Origin of the sequence: Mesorhizobium sp. M7A.F.Ca.CA.004.12.1.1, assembly GCF_003997835.1 — a bacterium.
In the GTDB taxonomy this organism is placed as follows: domain Bacteria; phylum Pseudomonadota; class Alphaproteobacteria; order Rhizobiales; family Rhizobiaceae; genus Mesorhizobium.
The window spans coordinates 1-3,129 of the sequence record NZ_RZRK01000713.1; the positions used below are offsets into that span (position 1 = coordinate 1).

Below are 3,129 nucleotides of genomic sequence, written 5' to 3' on the forward strand. Positions count from 1 at the left end.
ATTATGCGATGGGCGATTACCTTACGGCAATCACCAGCGGACTGGAGCAAGGCAGGCGGCTGGCGAGCCAGCGCGTCGCTGAGATCACCGGCCTGCCACTCGATTTGGTGCAACGGAACTCCGCTCGCATCCCCACCAGACTGTTCGCAAGGGAGTTCGCCCGTGCCAGCGGCAAGGTGCTCAGCCCCTATGACGCCACGATCGGCACAGCCGATATCGCGCCTGAGAGCGCCCGCATCGCCGGCCCGGATCCGGTGCTCGACCGCAGCGTGCCGGCGCTGACGTCGGCTTTCGTCGGCTACATCCGTGACGAATTGAGTTTCCGCACCGATGTCAGCTATCGGCTGCTCAATGGCGAAATCAGCCACAAATGGGATTACGGGACCAGCGCCTCGCGGCAAGGCTATGCCGGAGTGATGGACGATCTGCAGCGCGCACGCTCACTGAACCCTTCGCTTGGTGTCGTGATCGTCAACGGCTACACCGACCTGGTCACGCCTTACCTCGCCTCGCGCTACCTGGTGAACCAGATCCCATCGCTCGCCGATGCCAAGCCTATCCGTCTCGATGTCGTCGAGGGCGGGCACATGATGTATTTCAGGTCCGACGGCCGACGCGCGCTGAAAGAAGCCGCTTCGGAGCTTTACCAGGCGACGCAGTAGGCTTGGCGACAGTGCAGCTCGGCATGGCCCCCTGCCCCAACATAACCAGCGGGCTGGCGTAGCGCCGCAGCGATTTTCGCCCTTATAGCTTGGTGCCGAGGGAACTGAATTCACAGCTCCTCGTGTCGCTCCTCACAGCATTCTGCCGCTCCGGCAATTTGGTCCCACGCGCCTTATGGCCGATATCGCCATTCTCGAAACACGCGAGCGGGTGCTTGCAGGCATCCTGCTGACCGGTGCTGCCTATTTGCTGTTTTCGACACAGGATGCCTCGATCAAGCTGTTGGTCGTCGGCATGAGCGTCTGGCAGATCATGTTCTTCCGCAGCATTGCCATTCTGGGCGCGTGCGCGGCGATCGGCGGACGACAGTTGTTTGCCGACACGATGCGCTCGCCGATCGTGCGGCCGATGCTGGTGCGCAGTGCCTTCACGCTTGCTGCGTGGCTGTGTTACTACAACGCCGCGCGCAGCCTGCAGCTCGCCGAGCTGACCACCGTCTATTATGCGGCCCCGATCATCGTCACAGTGCTTTCAGTGTTCCTGCTCGGCGAAAAGGTGCCGATGCTGCGCTGGCTGGCGGTGCTGATCGGCTTTGCCGGCGTGTTCGTCGCTTGCGATCCGACCCATCTCGGCCTGTCCGTGCCGGTGCTGCTGGTGCTGGCGGCGGCCTTCTTGTGGGGCATCGCCATCGTGCTCTTGCGCAAGACCGCCCTTGCCGAGTGCTCGATGATCCAGCTCCTGCTCAACAATTTCTATTTCCTGCTGTTTTCGGCGGTGCCGGCATTGTTGTTGTGGCGGACACCGGACGGGGCTCAGTTGCTGCTCCTTGCCAGCGTCGGCGCACTCGGCGGCCTGGCACAATATCTTCTGTTCGAAGGCATGAAGCGCACACCGGCTTCGGTCCTCGCGCCGCTGGAATACACCTCGCTGTTGTGGGCATTCGCACTCGGCTTTGCGATCTGGGGCGACGTGCCGCGCCGCGAGGTGTTCCTGGGCGCTGCGCTGATCGTCGCCGCCGGCCTGTTGATCGTCGGCACCGAGCATTTCCGCAAACGCCTATGATGTGGATCACCATCATTGCTGACACTACGATGTCAGGACCAAGCGGCGTAGGCTGGTTGCATGACTGACATTGCAGCCGCCACCGACACCGCCGCAGAGCGCACACTCGGCATCATCCTGGTGTCGTCCTCAGCTGCCGTTTTCGGCCTGACCGGTGTTCTGACAAAGTCGATCCATGCCGACCCGTTGACCATCATCTGCTGGCGCGGCTTTGTCGGCGCCATCCTGATCAGCTTCTATGTGCTGTGGCGGCGTCACCGTTCCGGTAACCGCGAAACGCTGCGGCTTGGCTGGCGCGGCTGGCTGCTGGCGGTAGAGGGAGCTCTGGCCAGCATCGCCTTCATCTCGGCGTTCAAGTTCACCTTCGTCGCCAATGTCGCGGTCATCTATGCCACAGCACCTTTCGTCACCGCGCTGCTGGCTTGGGTTCTGACGCGCGAACCCTTCCGGTTGCAGACGATGGTCGCCGCCGCCGTGTCGCTGTGCGGCGTGGCGATCATGGTCTGGTCCGGCTTCGGCACCGGCAATCTGTTCGGCGACGGACTGGCACTGCTGATGACCATCGGCAGCGGCCTCTACATGATCATGGTGCGCGCGTTCCGCGACACGCCGGTGGTGTGGGCCGGCGCGGTTTCGGCGTTCCTGCTGTTCCTGCTCGGCTGGTTCGTCACCGATCCGCTGGCGGTTTCGCAAAGGGATGCCGTTCTGCTCGCCACGTTCGGCGCGTCCTTTGCGTTGTCCTCGATCCTGTGGACGGAGGGCGCGCGGCTCATCCCGCCGGCCGAATCCGGACTGCTCGGCTCGGCCGAAGTGCCGTTCGCGATCCTGTTTGCCTTCCTGTTCCTGGGCGAGATTGCACCAGCCGCCAGCATGATCGGCGGCGTCATCGTGTTGTGCGCGGTGTTCGCCCATGCGGGGCGGGATTGGCTGAGGGCCCGCTCGCAACGCATGGCCGGCCCGCAACGCGTGGCGTCAAATATTTCTTAAAAAAGTGACACAGTCACGGAACCATCATCCGGGTCAGGCATTATGGATGCGACGGGCCATCCCCAAGTCCCCCCAAACCCCTCGGCCCGTCCTACTCCAAGCCGACCGTAAGGTCGGCTTTTTCTTTGCCACCAAGCCGACCGTAAGGTCGGCTTTTTCTTTGGGCATTCAGCCCGACAAGGCAAGGTTGCCGCTGAGAAGGGCCGCCAGATCGGCTGCCGACCCGTCGGCACCGGTGCGCAGCCGGATGGCGAACTCAGCCATTGGAACCTGCGGCAGGCCAAGCTCGCGCGGCGCCTCGACAATGCCGGAATGGGCAAAGCGAGCCGTTCGCAGCGTCAGCGCGACACCGGCGTTCACCGCCGTGCGCAGGCCGGCCAGACTGGCGCTGCCGGCAGCGATGCGGTAGCGGCGGCC

General features: G+C 63.6%; 2 protein-coding genes and 2 pseudogenes. 3 read left to right on the forward strand and 1 reads right to left on the reverse strand.

What is annotated here, in order from left to right:
• From EN984_RS28210 to EN984_RS28220, 3 genes and pseudogenes are all read left to right on the forward strand, one after another.
• Positions 1-662: pseudogene (locus EN984_RS28210) on the forward strand (peptidase S10); the annotation flags it as partial.
• 175 nt (positions 663-837) lie between these two features.
• Positions 838-1,725: a DMT family transporter gene (locus EN984_RS28215; RefSeq protein WP_127272334.1), complete on the forward strand. Its 888-nt coding sequence runs from the start codon at positions 838-840 to the stop codon at positions 1,723-1,725.
• Between the two features lie 60 nt (positions 1,726-1,785).
• Complete coding sequence (locus tag EN984_RS28220; protein ID WP_127272333.1) at positions 1,786-2,712, forward strand: DMT family transporter; 927 nt, start codon at positions 1,786-1,788, stop codon at positions 2,710-2,712.
• A gap of 168 nt (positions 2,713-2,880) precedes the next feature.
• Here the strand turns inward: EN984_RS28220 and EN984_RS28225 are convergent.
• Positions 2,881-3,129 (reverse strand): annotated as a pseudogene (locus EN984_RS28225) (LysR family transcriptional regulator); the annotation flags it as partial.